Source organism: Pseudomonas sp. P1_F1_2 (genome assembly GCF_056405815.1).
Genome location: NZ_JBFUBK010000011.1, coordinates 63759 through 86948, shown reverse-complemented (window position 1 = coordinate 86948; position 23190 = coordinate 63759). Strand labels below are relative to the sequence as shown.

16 protein-coding genes and 4 pseudogenes are annotated in these 23190 nt (G+C 56.0%); 15 read left to right on the top strand and 5 right to left on the bottom strand.

What is annotated here, in order from left to right; translation table 11 throughout:
- A partial coding sequence (gene aceE / locus AC1D2P_RS05465) for a pyruvate dehydrogenase (acetyl-transferring), homodimeric type (RefSeq protein ID WP_477811337.1) occupies positions 1-2047 on the bottom strand: 2047 nt, incomplete at its 3' end.
- A 485-nt stretch (positions 2048-2532) separates the two neighbouring features.
- Positions 2533-4053, bottom strand: a complete 1521-nt coding sequence (locus AC1D2P_RS05460; protein WP_477811336.1) for a CoA-acylating methylmalonate-semialdehyde dehydrogenase — start codon at positions 4051-4053, stop codon at positions 2533-2535.
- 155 nt (positions 4054-4208) lie between these two features.
- On the opposite strand from AC1D2P_RS05460, the gene AC1D2P_RS05455 reads away from it, so the two are divergent.
- Positions 4209-5123 carry a LysR family transcriptional regulator gene (locus tag AC1D2P_RS05455; RefSeq protein WP_258668200.1) on the top strand — a complete coding sequence of 305 codons (915 nt, stop codon included), beginning with the start codon at positions 4209-4211 and terminating at the stop codon, positions 5121-5123.
- Positions 5124-5309: 186 nt separating this feature from the next.
- Here the strand turns inward: AC1D2P_RS05455 and AC1D2P_RS05450 are convergent, their stop codons facing one another.
- Complete coding sequence (locus AC1D2P_RS05450) at positions 5310-5930, bottom strand: TetR/AcrR family transcriptional regulator (RefSeq protein ID WP_258668201.1); 621 nt, start codon at positions 5928-5930, stop codon at positions 5310-5312.
- Positions 5931-6168: 238 nt separating this feature from the next.
- Here AC1D2P_RS05450 and AC1D2P_RS05445 point away from each other — a divergent pair, with 238 nt between their 5' ends.
- The 8 genes and pseudogenes from AC1D2P_RS05445 to AC1D2P_RS05410 form a co-directional block, all read left to right on the top strand.
- On the top strand, positions 6169-7035 hold the full coding sequence (locus AC1D2P_RS05445; RefSeq protein ID WP_258668202.1) for a fumarylacetoacetate hydrolase family protein: 867 nt from the start codon (positions 6169-6171) through the stop codon (positions 7033-7035).
- 261 nt (positions 7036-7296) lie between these two features.
- Positions 7297-8292 carry a 2,4,5-trihydroxytoluene oxygenase gene (locus AC1D2P_RS05440; RefSeq protein WP_258668203.1) on the top strand — a complete coding sequence of 332 codons (996 nt, stop codon included), beginning with the start codon at positions 7297-7299 and terminating at the stop codon, positions 8290-8292.
- Positions 8293-8315: 23 nt separating this feature from the next.
- Complete coding sequence (locus AC1D2P_RS05435) at positions 8316-8939, top strand: malonic semialdehyde reductase (RefSeq protein ID WP_258668327.1); 624 nt, start codon at positions 8316-8318, stop codon at positions 8937-8939.
- 114 nt (positions 8940-9053) lie between these two features.
- A complete protein-coding gene (locus AC1D2P_RS05430) occupies positions 9054-10289 on the top strand; it encodes an MFS transporter (RefSeq protein ID WP_258668204.1) in 1236 nt (411 codons plus the stop codon).
- A 69-nt stretch (positions 10290-10358) separates the two neighbouring features.
- Positions 10359-10742, top strand: coding sequence for a nuclear transport factor 2 family protein (locus AC1D2P_RS05425; protein WP_258668205.1), 384 nt, complete (start codon positions 10359-10361; stop codon positions 10740-10742).
- Positions 10743-10930: 188 nt separating this feature from the next.
- A complete protein-coding gene (locus AC1D2P_RS05420; protein WP_258668206.1) occupies positions 10931-11788 on the top strand; it encodes a hypothetical protein in 858 nt (285 codons plus the stop codon).
- Between the two features lie 457 nt (positions 11789-12245).
- Positions 12246-12557: a sulfatase-like hydrolase/transferase gene (locus AC1D2P_RS05415; protein ID WP_258668207.1), complete on the top strand. Its 312-nt coding sequence runs from the start codon at positions 12246-12248 to the stop codon at positions 12555-12557.
- A pseudogene (locus AC1D2P_RS05410) lies at positions 12523-12798 on the top strand (OprD family outer membrane porin); the annotation flags it as partial. The gene AC1D2P_RS05415 and the pseudogene AC1D2P_RS05410, both read left to right, overlap by 35 nt.
- 234 nt (positions 12799-13032) lie before the next feature.
- Here the strand turns inward: AC1D2P_RS05410 and AC1D2P_RS05405 are convergent.
- A pseudogene (locus AC1D2P_RS05405) lies at positions 13033-14461 on the bottom strand (IS1182 family transposase).
- Between the two features lie 266 nt (positions 14462-14727).
- Positions 14728-16101 (bottom strand): annotated as a pseudogene (locus tag AC1D2P_RS05400) (transposase).
- Between the two features lie 200 nt (positions 16102-16301).
- On the opposite strand from AC1D2P_RS05400, the pseudogene AC1D2P_RS05395 reads away from it, so the two are divergent.
- The 6 genes and pseudogenes from AC1D2P_RS05395 to AC1D2P_RS05370 all read left to right on the top strand — a co-directional run.
- Positions 16302-17255 (top strand): annotated as a pseudogene (locus AC1D2P_RS05395) (transposase); the annotation flags it as partial.
- A gap of 378 nt (positions 17256-17633) precedes the next feature.
- Positions 17634-18950, top strand: coding sequence for an alpha/beta hydrolase (locus AC1D2P_RS05390; RefSeq protein ID WP_258668208.1), 1317 nt, complete (start codon positions 17634-17636; stop codon positions 18948-18950).
- A 14-nt stretch (positions 18951-18964) separates the two neighbouring features.
- Positions 18965-19369 carry a hypothetical protein gene (locus AC1D2P_RS05385; RefSeq protein ID WP_258668209.1) on the top strand — a complete coding sequence of 135 codons (405 nt, stop codon included), beginning with the start codon at positions 18965-18967 and terminating at the stop codon, positions 19367-19369.
- Positions 19370-19421: 52 nt separating this feature from the next.
- A complete protein-coding gene (locus AC1D2P_RS05380; RefSeq protein WP_477757274.1) occupies positions 19422-20429 on the top strand; it encodes an alpha/beta fold hydrolase in 1008 nt (335 codons plus the stop codon).
- Positions 20430-20743: 314 nt separating this feature from the next.
- Positions 20744-21874, top strand: a complete 1131-nt coding sequence (locus AC1D2P_RS05375; RefSeq protein ID WP_258668211.1) for a CaiB/BaiF CoA transferase family protein — start codon at positions 20744-20746, stop codon at positions 21872-21874.
- A 115-nt stretch (positions 21875-21989) separates the two neighbouring features.
- Positions 21990-23183, top strand: coding sequence for an acyl-CoA dehydrogenase family protein (locus AC1D2P_RS05370; RefSeq protein ID WP_258668212.1), 1194 nt, complete (start codon positions 21990-21992; stop codon positions 23181-23183).
- Positions 23184-23190 lie beyond the last annotated feature (7 nt).

Below are 23190 nucleotides of genomic sequence, written 5' to 3'. Positions count from 1 at the left end.
CGGTGATGTAGTAGAAAACGTCCTGCTGCTCTTCGGTCATCTTCTTCATGCCGTCCTGAATGATCACCGCCAGCTCGTAGCCGTAGGTTGGATCAAAGGTGCGGCAGTTCGGGATGGTAGCGGCCAGGATATGGCTATGACCGTCTTCGTGTTGCAGGCCTTCGCCGTTCAGCGTGGTCCGGCCGGCGGTGCCGCCGATCAGGAAGCCACGGGTGCGGCTGTCGCCGGCGGCCCATGCCAGGTCGCCGATACGCTGGAAGCCGAACATCGAGTAGAAGATGTAGAACGGCAGCATTGGCTGGTTGTGGCTGGAGTACGAAGTACCGGCRGCGATGAAGGAGCTCATGGCGCCTGCTTCGTTGATGCCTTCTTCGAGRATCTGGCCCTTCTTGTCTTCCTTGTAGAACATCACCTGGTCTTTATCGACTGGCTCGTAGAGCTGGCCGACGGASGAGTAGATGCCCAACTGRCGGAACATGCCTTCCATACCGAAGGTACGGGCTTCGTCCGGGATGATCGGAACGATGCGYGRGCCGATKTCYTTGTCYTTGACCAGYTGCGCGAGGATCCGCACGAAAGCCATGGTSGTRGARATYTCRCGGTCGCCYGARCCRTCAAGGATKGCCTTGAGGGTATCGAGTGGCGGSGTYGGCACGCTGAWGCTCTKCGCRCGRCGYTGTGGTACGAAACCGCCCARTGCAGTGCGGCGCTCGCTCAGGTAGCGGGCTTCGGCGCTGTTTGGCTCYGGCTTGAAGAACGGCAGRTTTTCCAGCTCTTCGTCYTTGACCGGGATGTCGAAACGATCGCGGAACAGCTTCAGGCTTTCAACATCAACYTTCTTGGTGTTGTGCGCGGTGTTCTTCGCTTCGCCGGCRCCGGTGCCATAACCTTTGATGGTCTTGGCCAGGATGACRGTYGGYTGTTCTTTGTGGTTGACCGCTTCGTGGTACGCCGCGTAGACCTTGTACGGGTCGTGGCCGCCWCGGTTGAGTTTCCAGATCTCGTCGTCGGACAGATCAGCAACCATCGCCTTGAGTTCTGGCGAGTTGAAGAAGTGTTCACGCACGAACGCGCCGTCTTTGGCTTTGTAGTTCTGGTAYTCGCCGTCGATGACTTCGTCCATGCGACGTTGCAGGATRCCGTCGACGTCCTTGGCCAGCAGYGGGTCCCAGAAACGGCCCCAGATGACTTTGGTCACGTTCCACTGRGCACCGCGGAACACGCCTTCGAGTTCCTGGATGATCTTGCCRTTSCCGCGAACCGGGCCGTCGAGGCGCTGYAGGTTGCAGTTGATGACRAAGATCAGGTTGTCGAGCTTCTCGAGGCCAGCCAGGGAGATCGCGCCCAGGGATTCCGGCTCGTCGCACTCGCCGTCGCCCAGGAAACACCAGACTTTTTGTTTGCCTTCAGGGATGAAGTCACGGGCTTCCAGGTACTTCATGAAACGTGCCCGGTAGATCGCCTGGATCGGGCCCAGCCCCATGGATACCGTCGGGAATTGCCAGAAGTCAGGCATCAGCCATGGGTGCGGGTAGGACGACAGGCCCTGACCGTCGACTTCCTGACGGAAGTTATTCATCTGGTCTTCGGTGATGCGACCTTCCATGAACGCACGGGCGTAGACACCCGGAGCGACGGGGCCCTGGAAGAAGATCAGATCGCCGCCGTGTTCGTCGGTCGGGGCCTGGAAGAAGTAGTTGAAGCCAACGTCATACAAAGTCGCTGAAGAGGCATAGGTGGAAATGTGCCCGCCCAAATCAGAGTCCTGCAGGTTGGTGCGCATCACCAAAGCCACAGCATTCCAGCGAGTCAATGAACGTATGCGGCGTTCCATGAACAGGTCGCCGGGCATGCGTGCTTCGTGGGTAACGGGGATCGTGTTGCGGTAAGGCGTGGTGATGGCGTAGGGCAACTGCGAACCGCTGCGGGTTGCGAGTTCACCCATACGGGTCATCAGATAGTGAGCACGGTCTTCGCCTTCTTTGTCGAGAACCGATTCCAGGGCGTCCAGCCATTCCTGAGTTTCGACGGGATCGAGATCTTGCATGGCTTGCTCCAGAGTTAAAGGCCTTCAGTATGGAAAGTCGATTGTTCACTGATTTAGAAGGGGGCGATCTTGCGTTTGATTACACGAGTGGCGGGCTCAGCCGGTTGTTGGCGTCTAAGCAATGGATGCGATTTGTTAGATTAGGCGCTCTGTCTCGTTTGTAGGGATGCAGGCAGCTATCCGAATAGACTTCTGAGTTGCAAGTCATCAGTGAAGGCCTCCAAAAAACTTGCTGTTTGGACATGAACGCTGCCCGGTGCAGCACTCGGCAAGGCTGCTGTTTGAGGCTCAGACGCAGCAGGGACGTGTGTACTTGTCGCTTTTCGGACATCCCGTCATCGAAGAATGTTGGTTTTCAAAACCATCGGAGTTGCCCAACAAACGCATGCGCTATCATCAACAACGCTTCGTGTAATGGTGACGCTCAACAGAAAACATTCAGCGGTCACGTGCCGTAGTCAGAGATTGACTAGGGCACGCGTAGATCACTTAAGGGTGATAGTAGTGTTCACTGGGCCACCCACCTCGTCTTCATCAAACCAACGCTGGGTAACTGTCTTGGTCTGAGTGTAGAACTGCACCACCTGCTTGCCATATGGACCCAAGTCGCCGAGTTTAGACGCGCGCGAGCCAGTGAAGGAGAACAATGGAACTGGTACCGGGATGGGCACATTGATGCCGACCTGACCGATATCGATCTCTTCCTGGAAGTGGCGAGCCGCAGCACCGGAGCGAGTGAAGAGGGCAGTGCCGTTGCCGTTCGGATTGGCATTTATCAGGGCGATCGCTTCGTCGAGCGTAGCTGCGGACATCACACAGAGCACTGGCCCGAAGATTTCYTCTCGGTAAATGCTCATCTCGGAGGTGACGTTGGAGAAGATCGTTGGGCCGACGAAGTTGCCTGTAGCGTAGCCACTCACCTGCGGGTTACGTCCATCCAACTCCAGCTCCGCACCTTCCTTGATGCCCATGGCGATCAGGCTACTGATGCGATCTAACGCAGCACTAGAAATTACGGGGCCGATGTCAGTGCCCGCTTCGTCTCCGGCACCGATTTTTAGGGTTTTGGTCTTATCAATAAGTTCCGGCAGCCAGTTCTGTGCTTCGGCTACCAGGATGACCACAGGCAGTGCCATGCAACGTTGACCGGCCGCACCGAAAGCGGCGCCAAGCAAGTTATTGAGCGTCTGTTGCTTGTTCGCGTCCGGCATGACGATGGCATGGTTCTTTGCACCCATCATGCACTGTGCACGCTTGCCATTAAGAATGGCGCGGTTATAGACATGGGTCCCAACCTTAGTCGAACCAACAAAAGACACCGCCTTGATGTCCGGGTGATCACAAATCAGATTAACTGCATCGACTCCACCGTGAATCACGTTGAGTACACCCGGCGGAACTCCGGCTTCCATCGCTAATTCGACCAAACGCATGGTGACCATAGGATCCTGCTCGGAGGGTTTTAGGACGAAGGTGTTGCCGGTGGCGATGGCCATCGGGAACATCCACAGCGGGATCATCGCCGGGAAGTTGAATGGAGTTATGCCGGCACATACACCCAACGGTTGCAGCAGGGTATAAGTGTCGATGCCGCCGGCCACGTTGTTGGCCAACTCCCCCATTTGCAGATTGCCGATGTTGGCCGCGTGCTCGACCACTTCAAGGCCGCGGAAGACGTCTCCCTCGGCGTCGGGCAGGGTCTTACCCTGTTCAGCAGTAAGAATCGCCGCAAGCTCCTTGATGTTCTCGCGGATTAATTGCTGATACTTGAGGAAGATCCGCGCGCGTGTGCCGATGGAGGTTTTGCGCCAAGTTTTGAAGGCTTCCTTCGCGCTTGCCACAGCAGCATTCATTTCCTCGCTTGTGGCGAAGGGTACGCGGGCTAGGACTTCCTGGGTGGCCGGGTTGACCACATCGCGCCATTGGTTGGTGGTGGATTCGATCAGCTTGCYGCCGATCATCAGTTTGACGGTTGGTACTGTACGTTCGTTGATTTGCGCTGCCATGATCAATCGAGCCTTTCAAAAGAAGTTTCGGTGGCTGATCTCACCGCGATGCGATGAGAACCCTGGCATTGATCCTAGCAGTGCATTTTTGCTTGTAGCAATGTGGCTTGGCGCAGGGTTATTCTGCGTTTTTGCACGGCTATGAGGTGTGTTTCATGGATTGGGACAATTTGCGCTACTTCCTAGAACTTTCCCGTGCAAGCAAGTTGACGGTGGCTGCGCGTAGATTAGGGGTTGACCACACGACGGTTTCACGCCGTGTACAGGCTTTGGAAAAAAGCATGGATACTCAGTTGTTTCTTCGAGCAACTACGGGCTATAGCTTGACTGAAGCGGGACGGAATCTGTTGCCACACGCAGAGGCGATGGAAAACGCATGCTCGGCAATCGTACAATCCAAAGCTGGGCAGGGAGAGAGTCTTTCCGGGCAGGTGCGGATCGGTGTGACTGAGGGTTACGGATCCACCATGCTCGCTCCGCAATTGGTTGCGCTAACCAAGCGCTATCCAAATCTACGTATCGATTTATTGGCGGTACCGCGCATGGTGCAACTGTCGAGACATGAGGCCGATATCGTAATTACCTTAGAGCGGCCGGTACGTGGCCCGTTCATCATTACTAAACTCACTGATTACGTGCTCAAGCTCTATGCCTCGAGCAGTTATTTGGCGCAGCATCCGTCAATTGAAAGCCGCGAAGATCTGAGTAAACACAATTTCGTCAGTTATATCGAAGACTTGATGTACAGCAAAGAACTGCTTTATCTCGATGAAATAGGTCAGCCCCGTCACATTGTGCTACGGAGTACCAGCATTCTCGCGCAGCAACAGGCCGCCGCAGCCGGGGCGGGCATTGCCATTCTTCCATCATTCTCTGCAGATGCGGATCCATGTTTAAAACGAGTGCTGGGTGAGCAGATCGAGTTCACCAGGACGTTCTGGATGTTGATGCCAATTGAGTTCAAGGACATTGCTCGGATGAAGGCGACCTGGAGTTTCTTACGTGAGATGGCGGATGCAAACCAAAGGCTGCTAATGGGTCGTCTTGAAGTGCTATCAAATAGCATCTGACTCCTTAGGTATCTCTAACCATTATGGTTGAGATGCCTAGGTGGGCACCACGAAATTAGGGATTCACGCTGTTGCGAATGTTAAAGGTCCAGCAGAAGCCTTAATCCAAATATCGACTGGCGCGTTGAAAGGCGATTCCATTAGCTTCGCAATCGACTCATTGATCAGTTAAAGCAATCCCACGGCCTAACACTGCTTGGGTGACACGCCGTTGATGAAAATGGAGATGGTCTCTGTGATCAGGTGTTCCCTTTCCGATGTCGAAGGGCACTTGCCAAGCCCGAGCAAGCAACGCAATTGCAGATCACCGGTCAGGGCATCGAGGAAAATCTTTGCGCGGATATGGGCGTTGCCTGAGGTGATCAGTTCGGCTTCTTCGGCCCATTTGAAGTACTCGGCCAGGCAGTTGTAAGCCGTCGCCGGTGCGGCGTCAAAGAACGACCGCGCCGCCTCCGGAGCTCGAAGCGCTTCGGCAACAATCAAGCGGTGCAGGGCGATGGTGCGAGGTGAAAGCACCACATCCAGAAAGATCTTCGCGATGGTCGACAGGGCGTCTTGCAAGGGCTGTTGCTTGAGATCCATGTGGGTGAGGGGGCTGACATTCTCCGCACAGAGCTGCTCGATAATCGCCGAAAACAACCCTTCCTTGCCGCCAAAGTAGCTGTAGATCGTGCGCTTTGATCCACCGGTTTTCGCAATAAGCCCGTCGACACTGACCCCGGAGTACCCATCGGTGAGGAACATGTCGGTTGCCACTTTGAGAATGCTTTGCCGCTTTGCTGCCTGTTTGGGGGTAGGGGTTTCCATGTGGCGCTCGGGTATTCCTAAAAAGTACGCTGCGAAGTTTGCCATAGCGTACGCGGCTCTAGGTATGCGTTCCAGCCGGACAGGCATGCATCGAACGTTTAAGTAAGCCAAAAAAAATTACAAAAAAGGTGTTCAGCACTCTTGACCCGCTTTTCGTTTGGGTGCACCTTTCGTCTCAAGGGTACGGTAACGTACCGTACCATTTCGAAAATACATAAGAATAATAGAGGCACAGATCATGCGTTTTGTACGATTCGTAGAAGGCACTTCCAAAGGGCTGGGTATTGAGCAAGCGGGCGTCCTGCGCGGTTTGAACGAAAACGAAGCCGGCTACCCGGGTTCGCTCCATGACCTGCTCCAGGCAGGTGAGGGCGCATTGAAATCCGCCCACGAGCGTTTGAGCGATGCGCGTTTGCTGGATCCGTCGAAAATTCGTTACCTGCCACCTCTCGAGCGTCCAGGCAAGATTGTCTGTGTCGGCTTGAACTATGCCGATCACACCAAGGAAAGCCCATACGAGCAGCCGACCTACCCAACGTTTTTTCCTCGTTTCGCCTCGAGCCTGATTGGCCATGGCGAACCCATCATTCGTCCCCGTGTCTCCGAGCAACTGGATTTCGAAGGTGAACTGGCGGTCGTCATTGGTACCGGTGGCCGACACATCACCAAGGATCGCGCTCTGGAACATGTTGCGGGTTATGCGATCTTCAATGAAGCCTCAATCCGCGATTACCAGTTCAAATCGCCGCAATGGACGATTGGCAAGAACTTCGATGCTACGGGCGCGTTTGGCCCGACCTTCGTCAGTGCCGACGAACTGCCACCAGGCGCCAGCGGCCTGAAACTGGTGACTCGCCTCAATGGGGCGATCGTGCAGCAGGGCAACACCGCGGATATGATCTTCAGCGTCGTCGACCTGATTTCCACCCTCAGTGAAGCAGTCACTCTGGAGCCCGGTGATGTCATCGTCACCGGCACGCCTGCGGGGATCGGCTGGGCGCGCCGTCCACCGCTGTTCATGAAGCCTGGCGATCTGTGCACCGTAGAAATCGAAGGACTCGGCACGCTGAGCAATTTGATTGCCGACGAGCCTTCATCGGTCTGAAGCCACGCGTCAGATTCACTTTCGAGATAGCGGAACAACCGATCCGGCTGCACGTGGCCGACGGCTGACCCATCGATCCATGGCTGTCACATGTTTGCCGAACGACTTTGCCGTTCGCAGACCCTGCTGCCCTGAAATCGACGGACCTGTTGTTCCGCTCATTGAAGGGTGTGCCCGAACAAATCCAACCGGGCAGCCTTGAGTTTTGTCGATGGCCCGCTTCTAGAGCACCGCTCTGAAAGCGGCCAAGGAGGCACTTTCGTGTTGCAGATAAAAGACATCAACCACGTCGTCTACTGTCATCCCGATCTCGCGGTGATCGAACGCTTCCTGACCGATTTCGGCCTGGTCGTTATGCACCGGACCGAACAGCGGCTTTACCTGCGTGGGGCCTGTTCGCTGCCTTATGTGTATATCGCCGAAAAGGCCGAACACAGCAGCTTTGGCGCCATTGCATTCGCCGTCGAGAGTCTCGACGACCTGCACCAGGCCACTCAGCTGTCGGGTGCGTCAGCCATCCACGCACTAGAGGGGCCCGGAGGTGGGCAATGTGTCGTGCTGCACGATCCGTCCGGCCGCCGGATTGAGTTGGTCCACGGCATTGAACCGGTGGGTTCTCTAGACCTTCGCGCGGCGTTGACCATTAACTCGGCGCAAGAAAAACAGCGCTTCGGCGATGTGCAACGCCCCAATAAAGGTGCTGCGCAAGTGTTGCGTCTCGGCCATGCGGCAATCGGCGTACAGGACATGGTCGCGCATCTGGACTGGTACAAGCAGGTGCTTGGCATGCTGCCCTCCGATCTGGTGGTTGAAGAGCCCAATCGGGACTGCCCGGCGGCGGCCTTCCTGCGATTGAACCGTGGGAGTGCATGGACTGACCATCACACCATTGCACTGTTCCAGGCGGAAAAAGACTTCGTCCATCACGTTTCCTACGAGGTTCAAGACTTCGACGCGCAGTGCCTGGGACATGCTTGGATGACCCAGCAAGGCTGGTCGCCATTTTGGGGGGTGGGCCGACATGTGTTGGGCAGCCAGATCTTCGATTACTGGAGCGACCCGTCCGGCAACCTCATCGAGCATTTCACGGACGGTGACTTGTTCAACCAGGACTCACCGTCAGGCTTCACCCAAGCCTGTGACGATAGCCTCTATCAGTGGGGGCCACCGATGTCGGTGGAGTATTTCCTTGGTGGCAAGTGTGAAACGCAACAGACCGAACCTCGGTCTGCGACGTCCCGCCAGCGGCACAGTTGATCTCTCTCAAAAGGACCGATGCCATGAGTAAAGCAATGACCGAGCAGGGGCTTGACCTGCTGTTTCGCCAGGCCCGAAGCCAGAACGGCTGGCTCGATCAAACAGTGAGCGATGACACACTCAAAAACCTTTATGGCCTGATGCGTTGGGGGCCGACGAGTGCTAACGGTTGTCCGGCACGTATCGTGTTTGTGCGTAGCGCCGAGGCTAAACAGCGCCTGCTTCCGGCACTGAGCGCTGGCAACGTTGAAAAGACAATAAGTGCACCGGTGACTGCCATCATCGGTTACGACACGCTATTCCACGAGCAATTGCCCAAGCTGTTTCCGCACAATCCCGGCGTGCGCGATTGGTTTGCTGGGCAGCCGGAGTTGATCGAGTCAACGGCGCTACGCAACAGTTCGATGCAAGGCGGCTACTTCATCCTCGCGGCGCGCGCCTTGGGGCTCGACTGCGGTCCCATGTCCGGGTTTGATCATCAGTGGGTTGATCAAGCTTTTTTCACCCCTGACACCGACCGGCCGCCTGCCTTTGCCAGCATGCAGATCAAATCAAACTTCTTATGCAACCTCGGTTATGGCGATACCGCCAAGTTATTTGCACGCAGCCCGCGTCTCGAATTTGAGGAAGCCTGCCTGCTCCTCTAACTGACTACGCCCTCCGTAAAAAAAGTAAATCCCCCAGCCCGACTGATTGCGCGCTTTGGCTGATCGCGCCCGATCCATCGGACTGGCACAACAACAAAAATAAGGAAAACCACGATGAAATCTCTTTCGAAGTGGCATGTGCTTGTCGGCGGCTTCCTGGCGTATCTGTTCGATGCCATGGAAATCATCCTGCTGACTATCGCGCTGCCGGTGATCCGCCAGGATCTCGGCCTGAGCTTCAACGAGGCCGGTATGCTCGCTTCGGCGACCCTGCTGGGTATCGGTTTTAGCAGCATCACCACCGGCTGGTACTCCGATAACTTTGGTCGACGCAAGGCACTGCTCATATCGTTGATTGTGTTTGGTGTGCTGACCACCCTGGTTGCGACTACCCACAGTTGGGCCTTGCTCCTGTTGCTTCGCTTCCTTTCTGGGTTGGGGCTGGGTGGTGTCTGGGGAATTGTCTCTGCCTATGTGACGGAGACCTGGCCTGCGCATCAGCGTGCAAGAGCGACCGGTTTTGTGCTGAGTTCCTTCCCGATCGGCGCCGCCATCGCGGCAATGGCCGCGGCAAACTACCTGCCGGACTGGAAGATGCTATTTCTGGTGGCGGGTATCTCGACGCTGATCCCAGTGGCGTACCTCTTTTTCTTTGTGCCCGAATCCCGGGAATGGCAAGAGCAGAAGGCCAAGAGCCTTGCCAACCCCAAGCTTCAGATGCGCGTCTCGGTCAGCGAAATCTTTGCTCCTGAACTGCTGCGGCTGACCCTGTTGGGTACCCTGGCAGCCAGTTGTGCAGTCATCGGCTTCTGGGGCGCGAGCACTTGGTTGCCGACCTACCTGGTGCAAGAGCGTGGTCTAAACATGGGCATGATGGCCAATTTCATGGCAATCCTGAACATCGGCGCGTTCATCGGGATTAACGCATTTGGCTTCATTGCCGACCACATCGGCAAAAGAAACGCTACGTTGCTTTCACTGCTGGGCAGTGCCGTCATGCTGTCGATTTATGCCCTGACCACACAGAACGCCATCCTGTTCTGGCTGGGGCCGGTCTATGCCTTCTTCTATGCCTTTGCCAGTCTGTTCGCGTCGTACTTCAGCGCCCTTTACCCCACCCGGGTGCGCACGATCGGTGCCGGCTTCTGCTTCAACTTCGGCCGCGGCCTGGCGGCGTTTGCCCCGTTACTGTTGAGTGGTATTGCCACCCATTACAGCTTGGCGTTGGGGTTGCTGGTCTGCGCAGGCTTCTTTGCCTTGGCAACGATCACCATGTTTTTCATGCCCCATGCAGAAATCCCCGAGGTAAATTCTGCGCAAAGCGCGCCACTGGAAACCCGCCATTCGTAGATGAGAGTACTCATTCGGTTATTCCGCTAATCGCGGATGCGATCAACCGCCAAGCACGGAGTTTTAAGCATGTTAGAGCAACAGACAAAACAACACATTGAAGCCCTTGAAGTACGCCGTCGTCAGGCGATGATCGACTTGGACATGGACTTTCTGGAAGGCATCTATACCGACGATCTTACTTATAGCCACTCCGATGGTAAGAGCGATAGCAAGAGTGACTATCTGCAGGGAATGCGCGCAGGGATCTGGCACTATCGAAGTTTCGACAGTCAGCAAGAGCGCATACGTATGGTAGGAACCTGCGCCGTCATCACCGGGCTGATCGACATGGATGTGATTATTCGGGGTGAGCCCATGCTGTTGAACTCGCGTTATATCAGCGTCTGGAGAGAGGGCGACGCGGGTTGGCAAATAATGGCCTGGCAGTCCACGCGATATTCTAGAGGTTGAAGTTGATTTTAAGTGCGCAAGCGTTTCACCGTCTGCGTCGGACCGTTTTCAGTCACTAGCAGTGCATTTGATCGTTTGATCCCGGTCGTTATGACTAAGCGGGCGCGGGGTTCTCACGCCTGAAATCCATAGCGCTGAAACACTGTTCATACGGCTAACACATGGCTGAACTTATTGGAATCTTGACTATGTACGTACAACAACTACAAAAAACGTATTTCAAGGCACTTCTGGCTGCTGGCGTAATGAGCCTGGCCACGACCAGCGTAAACGCCAAGGAATGGAGCGATACCTTTGTCGGGTTTCGCTATGGCACCGACTTCACCGAGCCCAGCGTGCGGGGTAAGGTCCAGAAGGAGATCTACCAACTGGGTCATGTCAGCGGCAATGACACGGGTTCCAACTTCTTCAATCTGGACGTCCTGAAGTCCGACAGCAATGACCCGAAGAAGGACAGTAACTCCGGCGCGACAGAAGCCTATCTGGTCTATCGCCATCAACTGTTTCTGAGCAAGGTCTTTGACCGTTCAATGGCTTTCGGTCCGGTCAAGGAAGTGGCGCTGAGCAGTGGGGTCGAACTCAACTACAAGAACACCGAATTCGCGACCCGTAAGCGCATGTTGGTGGTGGGCCCGACACTCAAGTTCGACGTGCCCGGGTACCTGGATATCAGCCTGCTTTACGCCATGGAATGGAACCATTGTGGGTTGAACGCTTGCCAGACCGAGAACATTCAGTTCGATCCGTATTACGTGCTGCACATGGTGTGGGGTTTCCCATTTCAACTGGGCAGTGTGCCGCTCAAATTCCAAGGGTTCGCCAGTTACAAGACGCAGAAGGGCAAGGATTATTTTAAACAGGACACGGCCGAGGAAAGCCTGGTTCGCGCGTCGTTAATGGTCGATGTGGGGCAGATAGCCTTTGGCAGTAAAAACAAACTGCTGATCGGACCGGGCTACGAGTACTGGAAACACAAATATGGAGCGATCCACAAACCGGGTACTGACACCTACGCACCGACRGTGCATCTTGAGTGGCACTTCTGAACCGATAGGTATGATGCTAGCGGACTCTGTCCAACGCGTACGCTAACCATTGAGTTACCGCTTCCTTTTTGCTTCCTTGGTTGGGAGGCGGTTTTGGGCGCCCATAGGGGCGCCTATTTTTTGTGCATCTAACGGCCGGTTTCTGGCTGTCATGAGGGGCCGCAATCGCCCTAAGGGATCGCTCATACAAAGCTTATGTTATTTGCATTCGACGATGGATTTAACTTTGTAGCTACATCTGGCGGACCTCTTTCCAGATCAGTGTCCAATAAGCGGTCATCACGAAAATTTATAGCAGAGGCAATGAATACAATTTGTCTGATGGTGCTTCCAATCATTCTTCCATTGTGAATAACAGTGGTGTGCAAATGAGCGTGGTGACAATCAGACAAGGACACCTTTTGTCCTTGTCTCACTGAGTTGCCGCACTGTCGCCACGATGATCGGAGAATAAGAAATGCTCAATGCACGACAGTGGTTTACTCGCCTGGCGCTCGTGGTCCCGCTTTGTGCGGGTCTTCCACTTGCCAGTGCTGCGCAGCCGAATATCCTGGTGATCTTTGGCGACGATGTCGGGGTGAGCAATATCAGCGCCTATAACCAAGGGCTGATGGGTTACGAAACGCCCAGCATCGACCGTATTGCGAGAGAGGGCACCTCTTTTACCCACGCCTATGGCGAGCAGACCTGCACTGCCGGGCGAGCGGCCTTCAAACATGCAGCTCAGCACGTCCTATACCCGAGGCGAAGCGGACCTGACTGGGGTTGACCCCGCGAACCCGGGCTATGGATACATTTACAATGCTTCGGGAAAGGATGCTCATCATTGGGAACGAGATGTGGCCCTGCGTTATGCAGTGCCAGACGGCAAGGCCAAGGGAGTGACTGTAACGCTGCGTTGGGCTGCTCACCGTACAGGTGATGGCTATACGGCTCCGGGCAATATCCGTGGCAATTCGAACGCAGATGAGTACCGCATGATAGTCGATTATCCATTCAGTATTTTTTAGTAGGTTACAGAATGCGTGACTTGTGACAGCGGGTAGGGTTATCCATTCAGCCGGATACGTGAGTGACTGCTTTTGGCCCAGAGTGTGTAAAAACGCTCATGGCCTCATCGTCTTGGATCATTGACGTTCGTGGCGGAACGATCACAAGGCAAATGCTGCGTGTCGCATCAATCGCGACCTGGAACACGTCAACGCCGTTTTACAGTCTCTGGGATGGGCCAAAATCAGCCTTTTTTAGGCCAACAGCGCTTTAATCAAACCGTTGGCACCGATGATTTTCATGACCCCTTTCAAGTTGTAGGCGAGAACATTCAAGCTCATCTCCGCACTCACTCCGGCCAGTTTTCGCGTCAGGAAGTGTGTCGTCCCCATCCATTGTTTGAGCGTCCCGAAGGGATGCTCAACCGTCCGTTTTCGGACGCGCATCATCTCCGGTGCTTTGCTCAGCCGAAGCTGCATTTCCTCCAATACAACTTCATGCTCCCAGCGTCGAACTCGTCGTTCCGTGCTCGGGGTGCATTGCGACATCAACGCGCAGCCCTGGCATTTCGAACTCCAGTAACGATGCAACTTCAGGCCTTTTTCAACGTAGGAGTAGTGCCAGATCAGTGCCTCGCCAGCTCGACAAATGTATTCATTTTTTGAAGCGTCGTAGATGAAGGCATCATTGTTGAAACGCCCATCGGCTTTGGCTGCTGAGGTCATCGGCTTGGGCACATAGGCGGTAATACCTGCATCGTGACAAGCGAGGATTTGTTCGCTTTTGAAGTAACCTCGGTCAGCCACCACCGACAACGTATCTGAGGCCATCGCCTCGCGGGCTTGCTTGGCCATCGAGCAGAGTTGATCGCGGTCGGAACCAACGTTGGTCACCTCGTGCGCAACGATCAAATGGTGCTGCGTATCGACCGCTGTCTGCACGTTGTAGCCAACAATTCCCGTGCCGCGCGTCATCATGGAGCGGCTGTCTGGATCGGTCAGTGAGACCTGTTTATCCGGTGATTCATTGAGCTGAATTTCGATCGCCTGAAGCTCTTTCATTTGAGTTTTGAGCTTGGCGATTTTCTCTTCCGGCCGCACGGCGCTGGGCTCGGTAGCTGTTGGTTCTTGCCGATCAGCAGCATCGAGTGCCGTCAGGTAACGATTGATACTCGATTCAATTTCTTCCATTCGCCGCTTCAGTTTGGCGCTGGTGAAATTGCGGTCGCGGTTGTTGACGGCTTTAAATTTGCTGCCATCCATGGCGACCAGATGTTCTCCGAACAGTCCCAACTGCTGACACAACACGACGAACTGGCGGCAGACGCCTCTGATGGCTTTGCTGTTGTCTTTTCGGAAGTTGGCGATGGTCTTGAAGTCCGGCATCAAACGCCCGGTCAGCCACATCAGTTCGACGTTGCGTTGAGCTTCTCGCTCCAGCCATCGTCTCGACTGGATGCGGTTGAGATAACCGTAGCTAGATCTTCAACAAGACCGAGGGATGGTAAGCAGGTCGGCCAGTGTCGGCCGGAATGGCACCGTCAAAACCCAGTTTGGCCAGGTCGAGTTCATCGACGAAGACGTCGACTACGCGCACCGGGTTGGTATCGCTGACGTAGTCGTCGAGGCTCTCGGGAAGTAAGGTGCCTTGGCCTCGATGTTCACCTTGGATAAAGCGCTTCATGGGCGATCCCTACGATGAAATCCTAAGAAATCATAGCAAGGGTTCACGAAGGCGTTTTTACACACTCTGGGCCGTTTTCAGCCGGTCGCGACAGGCAGAAATCGGCCAATTCTGTTGAAAAAGTCGAAATTTCAGACTGGAAGACATTAAGGTTGGCCGTCACTTCAGAACCTATTCACCACGCTGGGTGGTTTTTGGGTTCTGCGTTGATCTTTGCAGCTTGGTTAGTAGGTTAATTTGAGGGTTTTTGCTGATTCCGTGCGTACCTATCCCGTGGCCGGCGGCCCTTGTGAGGTCAGTTTCGCCAGTCTTCTTAAATTCTGTACCGCAGCAGCCAAGGTAAATTCGTCGTTTGCACCGGTCATTCCCCGTAGCCTTAATCGATCCAGCTTCAGGATTCGTTTGAGGTGAGCGAACAACATTTCGACCTTTTTTCGCTCATGGCGAGAGCACACGTATTGCGGTGTTGCAGCAATTCGCCGAGCAACATTGCGTGCCGCCTCATGGACGCTACGGGCGATTTTTCGGAACGAGGTGTTTGGGCAGCAGCGCTCTTTTATCGAGCATTTAGAGCAGTCTGTTTGCCGGGATCGAAAGATGATTGTGTCGGCTTTCGTGACATGTGAGCGCTGGTTCTTGAAGGCCCGCCACTCGCTACGCAGGGCGTACCCCATGGGGCAACGATATTCCTGCACCTCTTCATTCCATTGAAAATCACTGATCGAGAGACTCTCGTTCTTACGCTCGGTTTTGTCTCACACCGGCACATGCGGCTCGATGTCTTTTTCGTCGACCATCCAGGCCAACATCGGTGCGGTTCCATAAGCGGTATCGCCGATGAGCCGATCCGGTTTGATATCGAAGCGCTCTTCGATCCGCTCAATCATGGACTTGGTGCTCTCGACCTCGGCGGTTCGATGAGCTGGCGTCGGTTCCACATTCATGATCACGCCATGCTCGACATCAATCAAGTAGTTCGTCGAGTAAGCGAAGAACGCCGGGCCTCCTGGCGCTGCGGTCCAACCAGAAAGCGGGTCAGTCAGCGACAGGCGCTTGGGCAGTGCTTCGCTCAATGCTTCTTCATCCAGCGCTTCAAGGTACTCACGGACGGCCCGAGTACTAAGCGACGGATCGCTCCAGTTGATCTCTTCATTTCCGGGTACGCCACGTTGCCGACTGGCGTCCGCCTTGATGACGCTGGCGTCCACAGCAAAACCTTCGCCTTTGACCAGACCTGCGTCCATGCAGCGACGCAGCACTTCGTTGAACAGCCAGCGAAACAACGAGCTGTCGCGAAAACGACCGTGCCGATTCTTGGAAAACGTAGAGTGATTGGGGACTTCGTCTTCGAGGCTCAACCGACAGAACCAGCGATATGCCTGGTTCAAATGAGCCTCTTCGCACAACCTGCGTTCGGAGCGAATGCCGTAGCAATAGCCCACGATCAGCAGGCGAATCATCAGTTCAGGATCAATCGAAGGACGCCCGATTGGGCTATAAAAGTCGGCGAGGTAATGGCGTAGATCGCTTAGATCGAGGCATCGATCAATGTTGCGCAGGAGGTGATTGGCTGGGATGTGATCTTCAATGCTGAACGAGTAAAACAGTCTCTCTTGCCCACTCGACAATTGTCCCATCATGCTGCGAATCCCCCCGCTGGCCGATGACCTGATTTTGCCGCAGGCCAGGCAGGAGATCTACTTTTTCAACAGAATCAGCCAGAAACGGACATTCTGGTGAGGCCCTAAGGAAACCAAAAATGTGCATTCTCTCCAAGAAGTTCCTGTGAGAGAGCACGGTTAATTCTGCTGTGACAACTTAAGCCAGCAAGCCCTTCGGGAAGGTACGCATGCAGCAGATTGAACAGAGCATCGATCGATATCTGGCGGAAATGGATTCGGCAGATTGGGCTTCGTCCGAAGTGGCTGAAGCCAAAGCAGAGCGGCTTAAAGAATAGATAGAAACACTGAAAAAGCAGATGCAGATACTCAAGGAAATGGAGGTGTAGTTCCACGAGCGTCCAGACCAACAAACCTCTCTTTCCGATCCAGATGCACGCTCAATGGCCGCGAGCGACCAAGGCACCGGACGGTTGGTCACAACGTCCAAACAGCGGCCGACGATAAGCACCATCTGATCATTGCCCACGAGGTGACGTTGGCAATGATCGTGGGCAGCTGAGCAATTTGGCGAACTAGGTGTATGAAGAAATCGAGGCGGAGTCGCTAACGGTGGTAGCCGACCGAAGCTATTGCAACGGTCTGGAAATCCTTGCCTGTGAGCAGGCTGGCATCACCACCTTCGTACCGAAACCCCTGACCTCCGGCAGCAAAGCCGAAGGCCGATTTGGTAATCAGGACTTCATCTACCTTGTTGCATCGGACGAGTATCGATGCCCTGCGGGACAGTTACTGACCCGGCGGCATTCTTCGGTGGAAGATGGCATGCTTCTGCACTGTTATTGGTTCTCGGGCTGCTAGTCCTGCGCAATGCAGAAGCAATGTGCGACGGGTAAGGTGCGCCGGGTAAAGCGCTGAGAACATAAAACTGCAGTCGAAGCGATGCGATGCGATGCCAGCTCGGCTGGAAAATGATCCAACGATGATTAGGCGTCGCCGGACCGTTGAACATCCTTTCGGAACGCTCAAATACTGGATGGGAAGTACCCACTTCCTGACCAAAACCCTGCCGCGGGTAAGCACCGGAGATGAGCCGTCATGTTCTCGCCTACAACCTCAAACGGATGATGACCATTTTCGGCACCGCAAGACTGCTCGAAGCGAGCAGAACGTGAGTTCGCCGTCTGATCGTCCATGAGTGGTTGTTTGTGCAGCTGACGCGGCCCAAACAGCATCATGAACGCCTATGTACTTGGCTAAGGCAATTCGCGCTTTTCGCCTGCCGGTTTCACAGGTAACACCCGTAGCTCTCAGCTTTCGACGTACTCWGTGCGTTTCCATACAGCCTGGGCTGGTTGCTGCCTGTGAGAAAAGGCTGAAAACGACGGTGGGTTCAACCGCTCGACGCAACAGATTGGTTAAATCGTTTAACGGGCGTTTCGTGGTTTAGTATTTTTCGAGGCCCCCCCATTGTGGGTAGCCACCGGAGTCCGTGGTGCTCAGTAGTCTGTTGCTGATGCACGGTATACGGATCCTTGGCGAATGGAGTGGCAATGAAAAATAACGAAGAGCAAGAAAAGGACCCTGAGCGATACGCTATCGGCATGCCTCGCGTGTTGCGCGCGCACCAACCCGATCGTGAGGCGCGAGCCTTTCTGCGTCTGGCTAACCTTTCCATGGGCCTGCGTGCTGCGGAAGACTACTCGCTACACAGATTGCGCCAGGGCTGGCGATTGACGGCTCTGGCACTGGGGCGCCGCCCTCGGGTTGAGTCGGTGACCGAGCAACTGATTGACGGTCCGGGCGGCGCCATCGCCTTGCGTATCTTCAAACCTGAAGATGACGGGCAACCAAAGCCCGCGTTCATGTGGTTTTTCGGTGGCGGCTTCATCATCGGAGATCTGGACACCGCAGATGGCATCTGCCGCAGCATCACGCTGGGTGCCAACTGCATCGTCATTGCAGTACGCTATCGCCTGGCGCCTGAGCACGACTTGTCCGCCGGCCGGGCAGATGCGCTTGCGGCACTGGAATGGATGGCAAGCAATGGCGCAGGGTTGGGCATCGATACTACTCGCCTGGCGATTGGCGGTGATTCGGCGGGTGGCAATCTCTGTGCTGCCGTCGCCCAGGAAAGCCTGCGTCGCGGCGGCCCGGAGTTGAGCCTGCAAGTGCTGGTTTACCCGGCAACCGAACTGATTGAACGATTCCCTTCTTATGCGCAGAACGCATTCGGTCGAACCATGCTGACCGATCATGCTATGCAATGGATCGAGCGGACCCTGGCCCCTTCGTTCGCCACGCTGGATCTTTTCGACCCTTGGTATTCGCCACGCCGCAACCCGGACATGCGTGGTCTGGCGCCGGCAGTCCTTGTCAGTGCCGGTTTTGATCCGATTCGCGATGATGGCCTGGACTATGCCGCCCGCCTGCGCGCAGCCGACGTGCCGGTACAGCTGTTGCACTACCGGGGTCAGTTCCATGGGTTTCTCAACTTTGATTCGGTCAATTGCGCGAGTCGCGACGCGCTGCACCGTATCGGCGATGCATTAACCAACGTTTTCGCCCAACAGCCGGCGGCGAATAGGACAATCGAGATTGCCGACCGAGGACGACGCAAGCCTTCGCGCCTGCGCACCACCGCGGATGAAGTGGCCACCTCGACCCTGACCACCTGGGTTGTCACCGAGCGTTGGGGGATTGCCCTGTTGCGGTTGCTGTCGCCAAAGGCTGTCAGTGTCTGCCGCCTGTTGATCAGGCCCTGGTTGTTGCCCACCGTAATGATGCGGCGCAAAGCCATTTCCGGCCTTGACCGGCTGGCCGCACGCCAAACCTACCCGAGCGAGAAAAACTGCACTGTGAATCCTTGATCGAGGAACTTGTCATGGCATTACCTGATCCGTTCAAACTGTATCGCGATGCTATCACCCGGTTCGAAAACCGCATAAATGCCCTGGCCGCGCGCAATATTGATTCGAAGGAAGTGGGCCTTGTGATCGACCAGTACTCCAAGATCACGCTCGGATTGCAGCACCTGACGCAGACTTCGCTGGAACTGTTGTTCAGGCGTATGGACCTGCCCAGTCGGTCTGAAATCAATGTGCTTGCCGCTTGCTTGCAGCGTGTCGAGGACAAGCTCGACCAATTGGTTGCCACGCCCGCCCATGTAACCATTGCGCCGCGCCCCCCGCGCACACGACGCCCACTGGTTGAGGTACTCCCGGCGCCGCTGAATCTGGCATCCAAACGTAAGAAAAAGGTCGGAGGTGGTGATGACTCGGCCTCATGACAACAGGGACATCGGAATGTCGCTGGCCGACAGATTGCGTTCGGAGGCGAGCATGATGGTCCAGCGTGGCCTCAAGTACCTGGAGTATCTCGGCACGCCGCCGCCAGCAGTTGGCTTGTCGCCCAAGACGCTGCTGCATCGTCGTGGCACCTTGCGCCTGTACCACTATCATGCAACCAGCGACGAGATCTACCGGGTCCCCTTGTTGTTCGTCATGGCGACGACCAGCAAGGCGGCCATCTTCGATTTGACCAAGGGCCAGAGCATGATCGAGTTTCTCCTGGTACGCGGTTACGATGTGTATGTCATGGACTGGAATGCGCCGAGCCCGGAAGAGTCCCACCTTAAGCTGGAGCACTACGTGCTCGACTTCATTCCTGATTGCATCCGGCGGGTGCAGCAGGATTGCGGCGTGGACGACGTGACGCTGGTCGGCTACTGCATGGGAGGTGTCCTTTCGACGCTTTATGCAGCCCTGCATCCCAAGGGCCCGCTGAAGAATCTGGTGTGTTTCACCACGCCCATTGACTGGACAAAAATGCCATTGGCCAAGCAACGTCACTTCAACGCCGAGCGCTTGATCGATGCAACGGGCCTGGTACCGTCGCAGACCATCGTGAAGGCCATTGAACTGCATCGTCCCGCCGGCCGTATCGCCGGTCGTGCCCGGCTCTGGGACAACATGTGGAACGACGACTACGTCCGGTGCTACCGAATGATGGCGCGATTCAGTGACGAGACCTTGCCACTTCCCGGCGAGTATTTCCGTCAGATTCATCGGGAATTGGGGCAGAGAAATGCGCTGTATGAAGGGCGCTTGCGGATTGGTGGGCAAGCGGTCGAGTTGAAGAACATCCGGGTCTCGCTGCTGCACGTCATCGCACAATATGACTCTCTGGTACCACCGGAGTGCGCACAGCCTTTGGTGGCAGGTGTGAGCTCGCGGGACAAGGAAGAGGTAATGCTGCCGGGTGGCCATGTCAGCCTCGTGGCCGGGCCGGCAGCGGTCAAGCGAATGTGGCCCAAGCTCGATCAGTGGTTGGGGGAGAGATCGGTCTGACGCGTAATTGCGTGGGCAGTTTTTGGCTTGCACTGGTTAGAGGTCACTTCATTTTCGACTCGGACGCGGTCTCTTGTAGGRGCTGGCTTGCCAGCGATGGTCGTTAACGAAAACGCGTGCTAGCTGGATAAAACCGGTGCACTTGAGTCCATCGCCGGCAAGCCGGCTCCTACAGTTTCCTTGGATTGCGTGAAGACCGTTTTTTTTGGGGGGGTAAATACCCCCCCCATCGGGTGTGGGTTCGCCGTGACGCCAAGGCTCTAGTGTCTTGAGCCGCGGAGATCAACCTTCCTGACAAAAAAGAGACCCCTGAAATGCCCGGACCTTTGGCTGGTGTGAAAGTAGTTGAAATGAATGCGATCGGCCCCGCGCCGTTTGCCGCCATGATGCTGGCAGACATGGGCGCCGAGGTCATTCGCGTTGACCGTCAGGTGTCCGGATTTCTCAATGCTGATGGCAGTCTTCTAGGGCGCGGGCGTCGCAGCATTGCGATCGACCCACGCAAGCCTGGCGCCACTGACGTGCTGTTGAAACTCATCGACGGTGCCGACGTGCTGATCGAAGGTTTCCGGCCGGGTGTCATGGAACGCCTTGGCCTGGGGCCGGAAATCTGTCTTGAGCGCAATCGCAAATTGATTTATGGGCGCATGACCGGTTGGGGCCAGAGCGGGCCGTTGGCCCACGCGGCGGGGCATGACATCAATTACATCGCGCTGTCGGGTGTGCTGAATGCCATGGGCCATGCCGACCGGCCACCGACCCCACCGCTGCACCTAGTGGGTGACATGGGCGGTGGCGCGATGTTTCTGGTGACCGGCATTCTGGCGGGGCTGTTCGAGGCGCAGAAGTCGGGCCTGGGGCAGGTGGTGGATGCCGCCATCTGCGACGGCGCCACGTTGCTTGGCAGCATGTATTACGACTGGCGCCATCAGGGCCAGTGGGACGACCAGCGCCAGAACAATATGCTCGATGGCGCGGCACCGTTTTATGGTTGCTACACCTGCGCCGACGGCAAGTTCGTGTCCATTGGCGCTATCGAACCGCAGTTCTATCAACTGCTGCTGGAGTTGTGTGGCATCGACGATCCGGACTTCGAGCAGCAATGGCACAAGCGGGATTGGCCGCTGCTGCGCCAGAAGCTGAAGACGTTGTTCCTGAGCCGTACCCGCGATGCCTGGACCCGCTTACTGGAAGGCACCGATGCCTGCTTTGCCCCCGTGCTGGATTTCAGCGAAGCCATTACCCATCCGCACAACCGCGCTCGCGGCCTGTTCATGGAAACCAACGGTGTGATGCACCCGGCGCCGGCACCGCGCATGAGCCGTACTCCCGTGGAGGCGGGCGGGGTTGTGAAAAACGGCGAGCACACCCTGCAGATCCTTGAGCAGTTGGGGCTGGACGTTGGGCAGATCGACGAACTGCGCAACGTCGGCGCTATTGTTTGAGCAGCCCCCCCTTCCATGGGGGGGGAGGTCACTCTGATCAATCTTCTACCGTGGCTAGCAGTGGGTTAGTCGAACTGTCCTTGCCCACTTTCAGCCGAATGTGAGGAGTACATCAGTGGACATCCAATTCACCCCTGCCGAACAAGCCTTCCGTGAGGAAGTCCGCCAGTTTTTGCGTGAAAAACTGCCGGCCGACATCGCCGCACGCGGTCGCCATGGCAAGCGTTTCAATAAAGAAGATCAGGTCACCTGGATGCGCCTGCTCAACGAGCGGGGATGGCTGGCAGCAAGTTGGCCCGCGGAGTTCGGAGGCACCGGTTGGGGTGCGGTGGAGAAACACATTTTCGACGAAGAGTGTGCTGCTTTTGGCGCGCCATGGGTCATGCCGTTTGGCGTGAACATGGTGGCCCCGGTGATCATCAAGTTTGGTACGCCTGAACAGCAGGCGCGTTTCTTGCCCCGCATTCTCACCACTGAAGACTGGTGGTGCCAGGGTTATTCCGAGCCCGGCGCCGGTTCTGACCTGGCCGCAGTAAAAACGCGCGCCGTACGCGAGGGCGACCACTATGTGGTCAATGGCCAGAAAACCTGGACGACCTTGGCGCACTACGCCGATTGGATCTTCTGCCTGGTCCGCACCGACCCCGAGGCGCAACAACAGCGCGGCATCAGCTTCCTATTGATCGACATGAAAACCCCCGGCATCACCGTGCGCCCGATCATCACCCTCGACGGTGAACACGAAGTCAACGAAGTGTTCTTCGACAACGTGCGCGTACCGGTCGAAAACTTGGTCGGCGAGGAGAACAAGGGCTGGACGTGCGCCAAGTACCTGCTCACCCACGAGCGCACCAGCATTGCCGGCATCGGTCAGGCTAAGCAGATGCTGGGCCGCCTCAAGCATATCGCCAGTCAGGAGCAGCGAGACGGCCAACCGTTGATCGATGATATCCAGTTGCGCATGCAAATCGTCGAGTTGGAGATTCAGCTGATGGCGATCGAAATGAGCAACCTGCGCATTGTCGCCGCAGCCCAGGACGGCGGGGTGCCGGGCACTGAAAGTTCGTTCCTGAAGATCAAGGGCAGTGAAATCCGCCAGGCCATCACCTACCTGATGAGTAAGGTGCTGGGGCCGTATGCCTTGCCCTTTCTTGAAGATGAGCTGGGTTATGCCCAACAGCCGGACCTGTACCGAGACTACAGCGCTTCACCAGCCAGTCAGTACCTCGATATGCGAAAGACTTCGGTCTATGGCGGTTCCAATGAAATCCAGAAAAACATCATCGCCAAGATGATTCTAGAGCTGTAAGGGGTAT